At 72.0% G+C, this 16,042-nt stretch carries 8 protein-coding genes; 7 read left to right on the forward strand and 1 reads right to left on the reverse strand.

The genetic code is table 11. The annotated features are described in order from the left end of the window. The first annotated feature begins 26 nt into the window (after positions 1-26). From LHJ74_RS15615 to LHJ74_RS15645, 7 genes are all read left to right on the forward strand, one after another. A complete protein-coding gene (locus LHJ74_RS15615; protein ID WP_260218666.1) occupies positions 27-1,289 on the forward strand; it encodes an ABC transporter substrate-binding protein in 1,263 nt (420 codons plus the stop codon). Positions 1,290-1,601: 312 nt separating this feature from the next. Continuing rightward, complete coding sequence (locus LHJ74_RS15620; protein ID WP_260218624.1) at positions 1,602-3,437, forward strand: glycoside hydrolase family 13 protein; 1,836 nt, start codon at positions 1,602-1,604, stop codon at positions 3,435-3,437. Between the two features lie 85 nt (positions 3,438-3,522). Continuing rightward, complete coding sequence (locus LHJ74_RS15625; RefSeq protein WP_260218625.1) at positions 3,523-4,887, forward strand: ABC transporter substrate-binding protein; 1,365 nt, start codon at positions 3,523-3,525, stop codon at positions 4,885-4,887. 20 nt (positions 4,888-4,907) lie between these two features. Continuing rightward, positions 4,908-6,335, forward strand: coding sequence for a carbohydrate ABC transporter permease (locus LHJ74_RS15630; protein ID WP_375546753.1), 1,428 nt, complete (start codon positions 4,908-4,910; stop codon positions 6,333-6,335). After that, positions 6,332-7,285, forward strand: coding sequence for a carbohydrate ABC transporter permease (locus LHJ74_RS15635; protein WP_375546754.1), 954 nt, complete (start codon positions 6,332-6,334; stop codon positions 7,283-7,285). Before LHJ74_RS15630 ends, LHJ74_RS15635 begins: the two co-directional genes overlap by 4 nt. Before the next feature lie 483 nt (positions 7,286-7,768). Beyond that, positions 7,769-9,301 (forward strand): hypothetical protein, encoded by a 1,533-nt coding sequence (locus LHJ74_RS15640; protein ID WP_260218627.1) that lies wholly within the window; start codon positions 7,769-7,771, stop codon positions 9,299-9,301. Between the two features lie 222 nt (positions 9,302-9,523). Beyond that, positions 9,524-13,498, forward strand: a complete 3,975-nt coding sequence (locus tag LHJ74_RS15645; RefSeq protein ID WP_260218628.1) for a bifunctional glycosyltransferase/CDP-glycerol:glycerophosphate glycerophosphotransferase — start codon at positions 9,524-9,526, stop codon at positions 13,496-13,498. Between the two features lie 102 nt (positions 13,499-13,600). On the opposite strand, the gene LHJ74_RS15650 is transcribed toward LHJ74_RS15645, so the two are convergent. After that, on the reverse strand, positions 13,601-15,865 hold the full coding sequence (locus LHJ74_RS15650; RefSeq protein WP_260218629.1) for a bifunctional glycosyltransferase/CDP-glycerol:glycerophosphate glycerophosphotransferase: 2,265 nt from the start codon (positions 15,863-15,865) through the stop codon (positions 13,601-13,603). Positions 15,866-16,042: the final 177 nt, after the last annotated feature.

Consider the following 16,042-nt stretch of genomic DNA (forward strand, 5'->3'; position numbering starts at 1 on the left):
GGTGGCGGACGTACGAGGGGGTGCGGATGCGGTGGATGCGGGCCGCGGGCAGAGGACTTCTGGTCGCCGCCGTGATCGCCTCCGGTTACGCCGGGATCGGCCCGCAGCGCGACACCCCGCCCGGCCGGGGGCCGATGACGCTCGCGACGTCGGATGATCTGACCCGCTATCTGGCGCCGCTGCTGGCCGACTGGAACAGCGCGCACCCGGGCGAGGAGGTCACGGTCGTCGAGCTGCCGGAGTCGGCCGACGAGACCCGCTCGCAGATGATCACCGACCTGCGCGCGGACGATCCGCGCTACGACATCCTCAACATCGATGTCGCCTGGACCTCCGAGTTCGCCGCGGCGGGCTGGATATCCCCGCTCGACCGCGACCGCTTCGCGCTGGACACCTTCCTGCCCCCGGTGGTGGAGACCGCCACCTTCGACGGCCGGCTGTACGCCGTCCCCTATGTCACCAACGCCGGTCTGCTGTACTACCGCAAGGACATCCTGGAGCGGGAGGGCGAAAGCCCGCCGCGTACCTGGGCCGAGCTGGCCCGCCAGGCCCGTACGATCGCGCCGCGGCACGGACTCGACGGCTACGCGGGCCAGTTCCTGCCGTACGAGGGGCTCACCGCCAATCTCACCGAGGCGGTGCTGTCGGCGGGGGGATCGCTGCTGGCGGACGAGGGTGCGCGCGTCACCGTGGGCGCGGGGGTGCGCGAGGCGCTCGAACTGCTCGCCGACGGGGTGCGGGAGGGCTGGATCCCCCGCGAGGCACTGCGTTACAAGGAAGAGGAGTCGCGCAAGGCCTTCCAGAGCGGGGAGCTGCTCTTTCTCCGCAACTGGCCCTACGTGTACTCCCTGGCCGGGCAGGGGGGATCGGCGGTCGCCGGGAAGTTCGGCGCCGTGCGGCTGCCGGGGCCGCGCGGGCCCGGCACCAGCGTGCTGGGCGGCTCCAACCTCGCGGTGCACAGCCGCTCGCGGAACGGCAAGTCCGCCGCCGACCTGATCGCGTATCTGACCAGCGCCCCGGCCCAGCGCCGGGTACTCACCGAGGGCGCGCTGCCGCCGGTGCGCGCCGACCTCTACAGCGACCCGGCCCTCGTACGGGACCATCCGTATCTGCCGACCCTCCGCCAGAGCATCCTCACCGCCGAGCCGCGTGCCAAGAGCCCGCGTTACGACCAGGTGACGCTCGCCGTCCAGGCGGTGACACACGATGTGCTGACGCTGCGCCAGACGCCGGAGGAAGCCGTGGCCCGGCTCACCCGCGAGCTGACGGCCATCGCCCGCAGAGACTGAGGCGCGCCCAGGTGGCCCACCCTCGGAGGCACTTGCGTACACCGGGCACCTCGGGCACCTCGGGCACGTCCTGCCCGTCGGGCACGTCCAGCACATCGCGCACGCTCCCGGCTCATTGATCACTTGTTAAGTACGTGCTTCGTATCTTGGCCAGGCCGCGGCACGTTCAAACACGCGTCATATCCGGGCAATACAGGCTCGGTTCTCTGTTCCCGTGTGCTTTCCCGTTGACACCTCCAGGTAGCGCCTACCTAACATGAAGGCAACCGGCGGCCAGCGGGCGCCAGGTATCTCCAGAGAACGGGTCAGCGAATGTCGGCACTCACTGTTGGTGAAGGCCCCTCCCCGCGCACGGCGGACGCCTGGTGGCGTGACGCGGTGATCTATCAGGTGTACGTCCGGAGCTTTCTGGACAGCACCGGCGACGGGATCGGCGATCTGGCCGGTGTCCGGGCCGGGCTGCCCTATCTGAAGAAGCTCGGCGTGGACGGCATCTGGCTCAGCCCCTTCTACCCCTCACCGCAGCACGACCACGGCTACGACGTCGCCGACTACCGCGACGTCGACCCGGTATACGGCGACCTGGCGGAGTTCGACCGGCTGGTCACCGACGCCCGGCGGCTGGGCATGAAGCTCGTCCTCGACATCGTGCCCAACCACTGCTCCAGCGAGCACCCCTGGTTCCGCGACGCGCTCCGCGCGCCGGCGGGCAGCGCACCGCGCGACCGCTTCCACTTCGCCGACGGCCGGGGCCCCGACGGCGCGGAGCCGCCGAACAACTGGCACGCGATGTTCGGCGGCCCGGCCTGGAGCAGGATCACCGAGCCGGACGGCACGCCCGGCCAGTGGTATCTGCATCTGTTCACCCCGGAGCAGCCCGACCTCAACTGGCGGGACGCCGACGTCGCCGAGTCCTTCGACGGCACTCTGCGCTTCTGGCTGGACCGCGGCATCGACGGATTCCGTATCGACGTCGCCGCGGGCCTGTTCAAGGACCGCGAACTGCCCGACTCCCCCGACCCCAAGGCCGACGAACGCTCCCGCGACTCGGTGAACCCGCTCGCCTGGAACCAGCCCGAGGTGCACGACGTGTGGCGCCGCTGGCGGGCCGTGTGCGAGGAGTACACCGCCGAGGACGGCTGCGACCGGCTGCTGGTCGGCGAGATATCGGTACCCACCACCCGGGAGCACGCCGAGTACATCCGGCCCGACGAACTGCACCAGGCGTTCTTCTTCGACCTGCTGAGCGCCCCCTGGGACGCCGACGCCTTCCGCAAGTCCATCTCCGAGGCCCTGCGCGACATCGCGGACACCGGCTCCACCACCACCTGGGTGCTCAACAACCACGACCAGGTGCGGTCCGTCACCCGCTACGCGGGCGAGCCCGGCATCGACTCCGGCGGCCCAGGTCCTGTCCGTTGGGACTTTGAGGGTCAGCCCGCGGCGGCTGGTGCGTGCGATCGCAAGACGGAGGATCGGCCTCGTACTGGGCGTACTGGGGCGAATCCGACAACGCAGCGAGCGTGCGTGCCAGGCGTCGCGGGCCCGAGAAGTCCCACCGGACAGGACCTGGGCTCGGACCGCGCACGCGCGGCGGCACTGCTGATGCTCGCGCTGCCCGGCGCCGCGTACATCTACCAGGGCGAGGAACTGGGCCTGCCCGAGGTCCTGGACCTGCCCGACGAACTGCTCACCGACCCCATCTTCCGCCGCACCGGCAGCCGTACGGGCGTACGGGACGGCTGCCGGGTGCCGCTTCCCTGGTCGGGGCACGCCTCCCCTTTCGGTTTCACCTCGGGCACCGAGGGCGTACAGCCCTGGCTGCCCCAGCCCGACTGGTTCGCGGCGCACGCCACCGACCGCGCCCTTTCCGATCCCCGGTCGTTCTGGCACCTCTACCGCGAGGCGCTGCAACTGCGGCGCGGGCTCCCTCAGCTCGGCGGGGGCACCATGCGCTGGCTGGAGTCCTCCCCCGACGTCCTGGCGTTCGCGCGCGGCGACGGCCTCGTGTGCGCCGTCAACTTCGGCACCTCACCCGTGGACGCGCCCGTCCCCGCCACGCTGCTGCTCGCCAGCGGGCCGTGCACCGGCCCGGTACTCCCCGGCTCCACCGCCGCGTGGTGGATCAGCGACCGCACCGCGCCCTGACCCCGTCCCCTTCCCTCTTCCCCCGTCCCCTGCCCCGCCCCCGGTTCCCGCTTTCCCGACTTCCCGCTCCTGGAAGGAATCCCGCATGAGACCGTTCACCTCCACCACCACGACCCGCGCCGCCACCGCCCTGATCGCCGCGCTCGCCCTCTCCTTCACCGCCGCCTGCGGCAGCGACGACAGCGACGACGGCGGCGACAAGGGCGCGAAGCCCGCCAAGCCCGCCGTCGAACTTCCCAAGCTCGACGGGAAGAAGCTCCAGGTCGCCGCCGTGTGGACCGGGCCCGAGGAGAAGAACTTCCGCAAGGTCCTCGAGGAGTTCGAGAAGCGCACCGGCGCGGAGGTCGAGTTCGTACCGACCGGCGACAACACCGCCACGTTCCTCGGCACCAAGATCGAGGGCGGCGCGCCGCCGGACGTCGCATTCCTGCCGCAGGTCGGCGTTCTGCACCAGTTCGCCGAGAAGAAGTGGCTCAAGCCGCTGGGCGACAGTGCCAAGAAGGAGCTGACCAAGAACTTCTCGCAGGGCTGGCAGGATCTGGGCGCGCATGAGGACACCCAGTACGGCGTCTACGCCAAAGCCGCCAACAAGTCCCTGATGTGGTACAACACCAGCGCCTTCGAGACGGCCGGGGCCGCGGAACCGAAGACCTGGAAGGACTTCCTCGCCCAGGCACAGCTCATCTCCGACTCCGGGGTCGAGCCCGTCTCCGTCGGCGGCGCCGACGGCTGGACGCTCACCGACTGGTTCGAGAACGTCTACCTCTCGCAGGCAGGGCCAAAGAAGTACGACCAGCTGGCCAAGCACGAGATCAAGTGGACCGACCCGTCCGTGGAAAAGGCGCTCACCACGCTCGGGGAGCTCTTCGGCAAGGACCAGTTGCTGGCAGGCGGCAACGAGGGCGCGCTCCAGACGCCGTTCCCCGAGTCCGTCACCAAGACCTTCTCCAGCACCGACGCGCCCAAGGCCGCCGTCGTCTTCGAGGGCGACTTCGTCGGCTCCAGCATCACCAACGACACGAAGGCGAAGATCGGTACGGACGCCAAGGTCTTCCCGTTCCCCAAGGTCGGCGCCAAGTCGCCGGTGGTGACCGGCGGAGACGCGGCGGTGGCACTCAAGGACGGCGAGGGCGCCCAGGCGCTGCTCACCTTCCTCGCCTCCACCGACGCCGCCGAGATCTGGGCCGAGCAGGGCGGATTCGTCTCCCCCAACAAGGAGATGGACTCCGCCTCCTACCCCGACGACGTACAGCGCGAGATCGCCAAGGCGCTGGTCGGTGCGGGCGACGACTTCCGTTTCGACATGTCCGACCAGGCCCCGGCCGCCTTCGGCGGCACAAAGGGTGAGGGCGAGTGGAAGGCGCTCCAGGACTTCCTGAAGAACCCGAAGGACGTCAAGGGCGCCCAGCGCGCCCTCGAGGCAGCCGCCGCCAAGGCGTTCAAGAACTGACGGACAGGGACAGGATCTCCATGTCGCACGCATCGGCGGGCGGCCCGGGAACGCCCGTGTCCAAGGACCCCGGCAACCCAGGCAGCTCAGGCAGTTCAGAAGGTCCGGGCGGCCCGTCCCCTTCACCGGTCCGGGCCGCCCGGGGACGCGCCTCGCTCATGAGCACCCGTCCCTGGATAGCCGCAGGCTTCCTGCTCCCCGCACTTCTGCTGCTCGGGGCGCTGGTCGCCTATCCCATCGTCTACTCCCTCTACCGCAGTTTCTTCGGCGCCTCCGGTGACGGCTTCGTCGGGCTGGACAACTACGCGGAGGTGTTCTCCGGCGACCGGCTGACCGCCGTCAAGAACACCCTCGTGTGGGTGATCGTCGCCCCGTCCGTCGCCACCGCGTTCGGTCTGGTCTTCGCGGTACTGACCGAACGGGTGCGCTGGGGCACCGCGTTCAAAATGGTCGTCTTCATGCCGATGGCGATCTCGATGCTCGCCGCGGGCATCATCTTCGGGCTGGTCTACCAGCAGGACCCGGACCGGGGGGTCGCCAACGCGGTGTGGGTGGGCGTCCATGACACCTTCACCGAATCCTCCGCCTGGCCGGGCGCCCGGCCGCGCCCGACCTCGGATCTGGCGGCATCGGGCGGCGGCGCCTTCACCACGAAATCCGCCGCCGAGGGCTCCGGCACCACGGACCTGCCACTCGTCGGCGTACCGCCGCAGGACGTCGCGGGCGCCGCCGAGGCGGCACCCGCCAAGCCTGCGGGCGGCAGCGGCGCCGACGGTGCCGTCACCGGGACGGTGTGGCTGGACTTCACCAAGGGCGGCGGCGGCAAGCCCGGATCGATCGACCCGAAGGAGAAGGCGCTCGCCGGAGTCACCGTGGAGGCGGTGAAGGACGGCGAGGTGGTCGCCTCCGCGAAGACCGGCGACGACGGTACGTACGCCCTGCCCAAGGAGGCCGAGGGCGCCAAGCTCCGGCTCCCCTCCTCGAACTTCGCGGAGGCGTACAACGGCGTCGACTGGCTGGGCCCCTCGCTGGTGACCCCGGCCATCATCGCCTCGTACATCTGGATGTGGGCGGGCTTCGCGATGGTGCTGATCGCGGCCGGACTCGCGGGGATCTCCCGTGAGCTGCTGGAGGCGGCACGGATGGACGGGGCCAACGAGTGGCAGGTCTTCCGGAAGGTGACGGTGCCGCTGCTCGCCCCGGTCCTCTCGGTCGTCGTCGTCACCCTGATGATCAACGTGCTGAAGATCTTCGACCTCGTCTACATCATCGCGCCCAGCGCCACCCAGTCCGACGCCAACGTGCTCGCACTGGAGCTGTATCTCTCGTCCTTCGGCGGGGGTGCGAACCAGGGGGTGGGCAGCGCCATCGCGGTGGTCCTGCTGCTGCTCGTCGTCCCCGTGATGATCATCAACATCCGCCGACTGCGGAGGGAGAACCGCCGATGAGCACCCCGTCCCCCGCACCTCCCAAGAAGGCCGCACCGGCCGAGAAGACGGGCGCGAAGAAGAGCGCTCCGGTCACCGAGGCGAAGCCCGTACGGGCGAAGCCGTCAGTCGGGTCCCGGATCGCCGCACTGACCGGCGGCACGGTCATGCGGGTCGTCCTGCTGCTGATCGGGCTCTTCTGGCTGCTGCCGACCGCCGGGCTGCTCGGCTCCTCCTTCCGGGACTCCGCCGACATCGCGGACTCCGGCTGGTGGAGCGTCTTCAGCGACCCGGGCCAGCTGACCTTCACCAACTACGACGCGCTGTTCGCCAACGACGCCATCACCGACTCGCTGATGGTCACCATCATGATCACGGTGCCCTCGACGGCGCTTGTCGTCATCCTCGGAGCGCTGGCCGGGTACGCCTTCGCCTGGCTGGACTTCCCCGGCCGCGACTGGTGGTTCCTGGTGGTCGTCGGGCTGCTCGTGGTGCCCGTGCAGGTCGCGCTCATCCCGGTCTCCAAGCTGTTCAACACCCTCGGGCTCTTCGAGACCACACCAGGGGTGGTGCTCTTCCACACCGCCTTCGGGCTGCCGTTCGCCGTCTTCCTGCTGCGGAACTTCTTCGCGGAGATCCCGCGCGAGCTGATGGAGGCCGCCCGGCTGGACGGTGCGGGTGAGATCCGCCTCTTCACCCGGGTCGTCCTGCCGCTCGGCGGTCCGGCGATCGCCTCACTGGGGATCTTCCAGTTCCTGTGGGTGTGGAACGACATGCTGGTGGCTCTGATCTTCGCGGACGCAGGGTCCCCGCCGGTCACGGTCGCGCTGCAACAGCAGGTACGGCAGTTCGGCAGCAACATCGACGTGCTGGCGCCCGGCGCGTTCATCTCGATGATCATCCCGCTGGCGGTCTTCTTCGCCTTCCAGCGGCAGTTCGTCTCCGGGGTAATGGCCGGCGCCGTGAAGTAACACCCGCCTGCGGCGCCCTTCACGCCCGCGCGCCGTGGCAGCGGAATCCTCTTCCGCCGCCACGGCGCGCAGCCGCGCCGGACAGGACCCGGCCAGCCGTCTTTCAGTCCGGCGGCATCGCGCGCCACCGCTACGCGCGGCACCCGTGGTGCTCGGCCCGGCCGTACGCGCTGAACCGCGCCACGCTGGCGCCCAGGCGCGCCGCCCGCGTGTACGCGAAGCCGGTGCCTGCCCGGCGGCCAGCCGACCCACCTGCTTCCCTCCCCCGACACGGCGGGAACTCGCGCGCGGTGGTGCCGACAGCACGCAGGCGCGTGCGCGCAGCAGCGACTGTTCGGCGGTCAGCCGAGGGGACCGGCGGTAGCGCGGTGTCTGCGCGCGGCATGGCGCATACGTGGAGGGAACTGCGCCAGGTGGGCTTATCCGCTCACCGGACCGGGGGAGGCCGAGTAACCCCTTCCCCGCTGCCCAGTTGTGCCGAGCATGACGAACCCAGCCGTCGTACGCCCCCGCCCGCACGTGTCCTCCGGCACCCGCGCGGTGCGGGCCCGATGGGCGGACGGGTGGGCCGCCCACCGTGCGGAGGCCGCGGCGGTGGCCGCGGGCACCGCGCTGGTCGGTGCCCAGGCCCTGCGGCTCGGCCCGTGGGTCGCGGACGAGGCCGCCGTCACGTTCGCCTACGCGCGCAGCCTCGACGAGGGTCTGGGTGCCGTCCCGCAACCGGGCGCCGAACCATCCGAGGGGTTCGCCGGACCAGGCTGGCTGGGCCTGCTGGTACTCGGACGACGGCTGGCCCTGTTCGACCACGGCTCGCTGTCCGGGGTCCCCGACCACGTCTGGTTCCCCAAGCTGCTGGCGCTGCTGTGCACGGCGGGCGTCCTGGCCGCCGTCGCGGGCACGGCTCGGGCGCTGACCCACCGGCGAGGCTGGCCGGTGGTCCTGCTGGCGGCCGGGGCGCTGGCCGTGCCGTTGCCCGTGGTCCGCTGGCTCTTCTCCGGTCTGGCGAGCCCGCTGTACGCGCTCGCCCTCGCACTGTTCACCTGCACCCTGGTACGAGGGCTGGCCCGAGGGCGGCTGCTGAGCCCGCGCACGGCCGCGGCCGCGGGTCTGTTCGCCGCGTTGGCGGTCAGCGCGCGTACCGACACGGCGGGGATCGCCGCCGTCTTTCCGGCCCTGGCCCTGCTCGGGCCCGCTCTGCTCCGGTCCGGCCTGCTCCGGTCCGGCCTGCGCCATGCCCGCCTCGCCACGGTGGCGCGCGGCATGGGGGCGTACGGGCTCGCCTTCTGCGTGCCCTGCGGGATCGGACTGCTCTGGTGGCACGCCTCCTTCGGCCACTGGTTTCCGCGCACCGAGCCGCCGCCCGGGGCCACGGCTGCCGCACTGGTCACAGCAGTCGTGCTCGCTCTCGCCCTCGTCCGTGGCGGACGGTTCCGCCGGGGAGCGTGCCTGCTGCTGCGACAGGCCGAACGTCCTTACGCACGGGCGGCGGTGGCGCTCGCCGTCGCCGGCGGCCTTGCCCTCTCCCTCACGGCACGGCCCGCGCCGCCCCAGGGCCCCTCGCTGTCCTTCACCGCCCAGCGGTACGGCGGCATGTTCGCCGCATACGCGCACCGGCTGGGTCTGGAGCGCAGCACCGTCGCCCTGCCCGCGCCGGGCGGCGCGCTGCTGGCCGCCGGGAGAGCGGGCCCACCGGCACCGGGCGCGCAGCAGATCCTGGGGCTCACCGGCGGGACCGACCCCCAGGTGGCCGCCGCCTACGCCGCACACGACATGGCCCGGCTGCGCCGCTACGTACTCGACCGCGCCCGCCCCGAGTTCGTGCACCTGGACGGCGCGCTCACCCGCCGCACCGGCCTCACCCCCGAGCTGCTGGCCGCCAACGGCTACCGCCCGCTGCTCCGCCGGGGCGACAGCGGCGACTTCGTCCACCGCAGCGCGGTCACCGCCCCCGAACGGCTCCCGGAACTGCGCCGCTGGGCGCGCACGACGGCGGAACGGCTGCACACGGTGGGGTGACTGACGCCGTGTTTCTCGGATCGCCGCGGCGATCCGAGAAACACACCTGGATCGGTCGACGCTTTGACCGCACGAAGCACCGGATCGTGGCAAAAGCACCGACCGGTGCAGCTCCCGGCCTGCTCGCCGCTCACCCGGATGGTGGACCAGCGTGACCCTCTCGCCGTGGCGGGGTTGAGCAGTGTGCAGAAGTCCGCTGTCAACGAACGGTCGTGTGCCCCGATGAGTCCCCGTCTCTCCGTCGTTGTCCCCGTCCACCATGCCGGAGGCCATCTCCTGGAGTGCCTGCGCTCGCTCGCCGCGCAGGCGATGGCGGACCTGGAGGTCGTGCTCGTGACGGCAGCCGCCGCCGACGGTGACGCCGAGGCGGCCGAGGCGGCGGGCCGGGCCGCCGCCGGATTCGCCGCGGCCGACAGCCGGTTCCGCGTGGTGCGGCAGGACAGGGGCGGCGGGCTGGGTGAGGCACGTGCGACGGGTCTGCGGCACTCCGACCCGGAAAGCGTGTATCTGGCCTTCGTCAATCCGTCTGACACGCTGCCGCCGGACGCCTACGCCCTGCTGGTGGGCAGCCTGGACGACACGGGGTCGGACTTCGCCACGGGCAACGTGCTGCGGCTGCCGTGGGCGGGCGTGGGCACGGCGGGCGGGGTGCAGGCAAGTGCCGTGCAGGCCGAGGGCTTCCGTAAGCCGATGGAGCGGACCCGCCGGGGCACCCACATCACCCGGCATCCCGCACTGGCCCAGGACCGGCCCGTCTGGAACAAGGTCTTCCGCCGCACGTTCTGGGAGCGGCACGGCTTCCCCGTCTGGCCGGACGGCCCCGTGCAGGAGGACACCCTCGTCACGCTCCCCGCGCACTACCTCGCCGAGGCGGTGGACGTACTGAGCGACCACGTCTACCACTGGCGCGAGCTGCCCGGCGGCGTCCCCGCCCGCCCCGGCAGCGACAGCGGGGCGCTGCGTGACCGGCTGGCAGTGGTCGACGGAGTGAGCCGTCTCCTGGCCGCGCACGGAAGTGAGGCCACCGGCGCGGGCAAGGACAAGGGCGCGAGCGGGGACGGCTGGGCGGCGAAGCGGCATTACGACGCCTCCGTGCTCACCGGCGACATGGTGCCCTTCATCAAGGCGTTGCCCCGGAGCAGCCCGGATTTCCAGGGGCTGTTCACCGTCCTCGCCTCGGACTTCGTCTCCCGCGTCGACCCGGCGGTCCTCGCGTCGCTCCCGGTCGGCCTGCGGATGAAGTGGCACCTGATCGGCGAGCGCCGCACCGCCGACCTGCTCGACGCACTCGCGTTCGAACGGGACAACCCGAGGGTGTTCCGTACGCACGGCATGCGGGCCCGCCGCGCCGCGTACCAGCACCCGGACGGCCGGGAGATCCCCGTCCCCCGCCGGACCGCCCGCCCGAAGACCGACGACCTGCCGCTGATCACCCGGCTGCGGGAGGCCCGCTGGCAGCCCGACGGCACGCTGCTGCTGCGCGGCTACGCGTATGTGCGCTCCGTCGACGCCGGGCGCCGCCGCGACTCCCGCAAGATCGCCTGGCTGCGTCAGAAGGGAAGCCGCCGCCGGACGCCGCTGCGTGTCCGTACCGTCCCGGCGCCGGACGCGACCCGGAACTCACGGCAGCGGCTGCACTGCTATGACGCCTCCGGTTTCGAGATCACCCTCGATCCGGCGCGGCTGCTCCGCTCCCCCGGCGACGGTGACGGCGGTGGCGGTAACCGTGGAGGTGGGGGTGGCGCCGCCCGCCCCCACACCTGGACCCCGGTCATCGCGGTGGTCAGCGGCGGCCTGCTGCGGCGCGGCCGGATCGAGCCGGGCGGCGACGGCTCCGGGGCGCAGCCACCGGCGCGCGACCTCGGCGACGGGCTCCGGATCGTGCCCGCCTTCCGGCGCGGGTGGCTGCGGCTTTCGGTGGAGGAGACGGTGGCACGGCTGGAGGACCACCGCTCGGACGGGGAGACGCTGGAGCTGACGGGCACGGTCCGCGAACGGCACCGTCCGGTGGTGTTCCGGGCCGGACACCAGCGCACCGGAAGATCGGCCGAGTACCCGGTGCGTACCGAGGGCGCGGCGGGGGACGGCTGGACCAGGTTCACCGTGCGGGTGCCGCTGGCGGAGCTGGCCCGGATCCGCGCGCCGCGGGAGAGCGGCGGCGACGCGGCAGAGGACACCGCGGGCCGGGACGCCGCAGACCGGGACGCGGCAGACCGGGACGCGGCAGACCCCGGCCGCACACCGGAGGACGGCGCCGCCGCACCGCGTCCGGCAGAGCGCTCCGCACCGCCCGCGCCCGTACGGGGGGCCCGCACGTCCGACCTCTGGCGCGCGGCCCTGGTCCTGGAGGACGGCACCACCTGCCGGATCGTGGCGCCGGGTGACTCCCCGCCGGGCCACTATCCGCTCGGCCCCGACGCCCGGCTCGGCGGCGTGCCCCGCGAGTTGTGCCTGGGCCCGGACACCGCGGGCCACCTGGTGCTCACCGACCGGACGGTCCACCCCGTCGTCGACACGATGGAGTGGAGCACCGGGGGCGAACTCGTGCTGTCCGGCAGCTATCCGGGCCGGATGCGTGGCGCCCGGGATCTGGTCTGGCAGCACAGCGGCCACCGGGAGGAGGTGGCCGTCCCGGTCGAGCGGGAAGGCGACCGCTTCACCGCCCGCCTCCGCCCGTCGAGCGGTGCGCCCGGCGGGCTGCCGCTGCGCCAGGGCCGCTGGTACCCGTTCCTGCGGGTGGCGGGTGCCGAGCACCGTACGGCCGACGTGCCCCTGCGGCTACGGCCCGCGCTGCACGCCGCACTGCCGTCCAGCTATCAGGCCGACCGCGACTACACGCTGGAGCGGCGCTTCCACGACCGGCTGTTCCTGCTGTCCGGCTCCGTCCTCGGGCCCCGGGAACAGGGCGCGTACCAGCAGCACCGGCTGAGCAGCGTGTGCTATCCGGCTGCCCGGCGCCGACCGCTGCGCGACGCGGTGCTCTACCAGAGCTTCGACGGCCGCCAGTTCTCGGATTCGCCACGCGCGCTGTACGAGGAACTGCGGCACCGGGACACCGGGGTGGAGCACCTGTGGGCGGTACGTGACGGGCAGGCCGCCGTGCCCGCGGGCGCCCGTACCGTCGCCATGGGCAGCGCGGAGTGGCACGAGGCGCTCGCCCGCAGCCGCTGGCTGGTGGGGAACACCCACTTCCCGCGCTGGTTCGTGCGGCGGGAGGGGCAGACGGCCGTACAGACCTGGCACGGCACCCCGCTGAAACGGATCGGGCTCGATCTGGCCGGGTCCAGCTTCGCCAACCACGACTATCTGTCGGGGCTCCCCCGGCGGGCCGCCGAATGGTCCTTCCTGCTCTCACCCAACCGCTTCAGCACCCCGATTCTGCGCCGGGCGTTCGGCTACCAGGGCGAGATCCTGGAATCCGGCTATCCGCGCAACGACCTGCTCTACGCGGCCGACCGGCACAAGCATGCCGAGGAGGTGCGCGAGGCGCTGGACATTCCGCCGGACAAGCGGGTCGTGCTGTACGCGCCGACCTGGCGGGACGACAGCCGCTTCGACCAGAGCAACTGCAAGTTCGACCTGCGTCTCGAACTGGACGCGGCCCGCTCCGCGCTCGGCGCCGACCATGTGCTGCTGGTGCGCAAGCACTACCTGGTGGCGGACGCGGTGCCCGGCACGGGCGACGGGTTCGTGCGCGACGTCTCCGCCTGGCCGGACATCGCGGAGCTGCTGCTGATCGCCGATGTCCTGGTCACCGACTACTCGTCGCTGATGTTCGACTTCGCGCACACCGGGCGCCCGATGCTCTTCTTCACCTACGACCTGGAGCGCTACCGCGATGTGCTGCGCGGCTTCTACTTCGACTTCGCGGAGCGGGCGCCCGGCCCCCTGCTGTCCGGCTCGGCGGATGTGATCGCGGCGCTGCGGGAGGTGGAGGCGGTGGCCGCGGAGCACACCGCGCGGTACGCGGAGTTCCAGCAGGCGTTCTGCGATCTGGACGACGGGCGGGCCGCGGCGCGGGTGGTGGACCGGATGCTCGCGGCGGGGGACGCGCCGGGCGGGGCGGGGAAGCAGGGGGGCAAGTCCGGCAGCAAGCCCGATGCCCCCCGCGGCGGGGAGGCCGAGCCGGTTGGGGAGACCGGGCCCGGCGGGGAGACCGGGCCCGGCGCCGAGCCGTACGGAGAGGCCGGGGAGTGAGCCGCCGCTCAGAGGCTGTCGGGTGACCTCAGATCGGGCGGCCACGCCCTGGCACGCACCGGACCGCGTCCGCTTTCCCATCGGAGGTCACCCGACAGCCTCTTACGGGAGTGACCGGAGGGGGACCTTCGGTGGTGGCGGCGGCTCGGCCTGCCGCGCGGGCGGCGCCGGGTGCCGGTCGGCCATCGGCACCACCGGCGGCAGCGCCGCGACGTCCTCGCCCAGGAACACGCGGCGGACCACGCGCTCGGCCGCGTACCCGTCGTCGTACGTGCTGAAGCGCTCGCGGAACGCCCTCCGCAGCTCCTCCGCCTCCGGCCCCCGCCAAGCCCCGGAGGTGAACACCCGGGCCAGCTCGTCCTCGGTCCGGGCCAGGGCACCGGGTGTCTCGCCGGGGCGGCCGGAGAGCAGGTCGAAGTAGACGCCACGGGAGGCACGGTAGGCGGCCCAGTCGGGGGCGTAGATCACCATCGGACGGTCCAGTGCCGCGTAGTCGAACATGACCGAGGAATAGTCCGTGATCAGCGCGTCCGAGGCCAGCGACAGCTGCTCCACGCTCGGATGGCGCGACACGTCCACCAGCAGCCCGCGCTCGTGCAGCTCCAGCAGCGCCCGGTCGTCGCCGTAGAAGTAGTGGGTGCGCACCAGCAGGACGAAGTCCTCACCCAGCTGCCGGCTCAGCTGCCCCAGGTCGGCGAGGGGCACGAACCCCTTGCGGTAGTCCCGCATCGTCGGCAGGTAGAGCAGCGCGATCCGGTCTTGGGGGATGCCCAGGGCGTCCCGGGCGGCGAGCACGTCCTGCCCGGTGGCGGTGGAAAGGACGTCGTTGCGCGGATAGCCGCTCTCCAGGTGCTCGTAGGCGCTGGGGTAGACCCGGTCCCAGACCTCCGTGGAGTGCGGGTTCGCGGAGATGCTGAAGTCCCAGCGGGCGGCCCGCCGCAGCAGCCCGCGGAAGTCCATGCCCGCGGCGGGGTGCGGCTGCTGGTCCAGCCCCATGCGCTTGAGCGGGGTGCCGTGGTGCGTCTGCAGGTGGATCTGGCCCCGGCGCTTGACCACGGTGTCCGGGAAGTTGACGTTGTTGACGAAATAGGTGGCGCGCGCCATCAGCTGCCAGTAGCGGCGGGAGCGCGGCAGCACGTAGTCGGTCCCCGGCGGCAGGTCGGGCACCGCGCTGCGGCGTACCACCCACACGCCGTGGATCTGCGGGACGAGTTCCGCGCACTTGCGCTGGACGGCGGCCGGATTGCACGTGACTCCGCGGTCCCAGTAGGCGCTGTAGACGGCGAGCCGCTTGTCCAGCGGCAGCCGCCGCTGAAGCCGGTAGTACATCCGGTACGCGGGCCTGCCCAGCGCGTGCCGCCCCCGGCGAGCCCTCTTCAGCAGCGATCTGCGGCCCCGCTTGGCGTTCTCCAGCGTGGCGTAGGCGGTGTAGGAGCGGCTCGCCAGGAGCCGGAAGGCGGCGCCCTCGATGCCGCCGGGCGGCCGGAATCCGGTGGGACGGAACCGGTGGTAGTGCCGCGCGGCGGCACGGAAGTAGGCCCGCCTGTCGGACGGGCGCACCCGGTCCGGACGTGCGACGCAGAACAGATAGTGGCTGATCATCCGTTCGAACAGGACGGGCCTCAGCTCGTCCAGCTCCGGGCGGGCGTCCAGGAAGGCGAACAGCGACTCGTACTGGGGGAAGATGTCGAAGTGCTTCCGGCCCGGGGAGCGGGTGATCGCGCCCTGCGGGCGCTGCCGGTAGCTGACGCAGGCGCGCGGCAGGCAGCCGATGCTGCGGGCGGAGATCATCACCTCGTAGGCGAGTGGCGCGTCCTCGTAGAGACCGGGCTCGAACGCGAACGCGTGGTGCTGGTAGAACTCGCGGCGATAGGCCTTGTTCCAGGCCACGGCGAAGAGCCGGAGCAGGTCCGGGTTCTCGAAGGCACTGGCCGTGCCGGTGCCCGGCGCGGCCAGCTGCTCGCCGAAGACGCTCGGCCGTACGCCGTTCCACCAGTAGGAGCGGACGTGGTCGAAGACCAGGACGTCGGGCTCCCCGCACGCCTCCAGCTGCGCGGCGACGGCCTCCAGGGCACCCTCCAGATAGCTGTCGTCGCTGTCGAGGAAGAGGAGGTAGTCGCCGCGCGCCTGGGCCGCGCCCGCGTTGCGGGCGCGACCCAGGCCGACGTTGGACGGCAGGTGGAGAACCGTGAACCGGGGCTCCCGGGCGGCGTACTCGTCCAGGATTCGGCCGCAGCCGTCGGGCGAGTGGTCGTCGACGGCGATGATCTCCACATCGGTGAACGACTGGCCGACGATGGAGTCCAGACATTCGCGGAGGTAACCCTGGACCTTGAAGACGGGGACGATGACGCTGAGACGTGGCATGAGCACCATTCCTTGGCGGACACGCGGCGCGGGGTACCCGCCGAGCGACGGGACAAACGCTCGCTGACAGCAGCAGGATGGTTTCCGACTGTCGGCCAGGAAGCGTCCGCTGTCCTCGACTGTGCCGGGCGTGTTGGCTGATCGTCACACCACATGAGCCTATGTGGCCTAATATCC

This window comes from Streptomyces gossypii (genome assembly GCF_025165795.1).
GTDB classification, from domain to species: Bacteria; Actinomycetota; Actinomycetes; order Streptomycetales; family Streptomycetaceae; genus Streptomyces; species Streptomyces gossypii.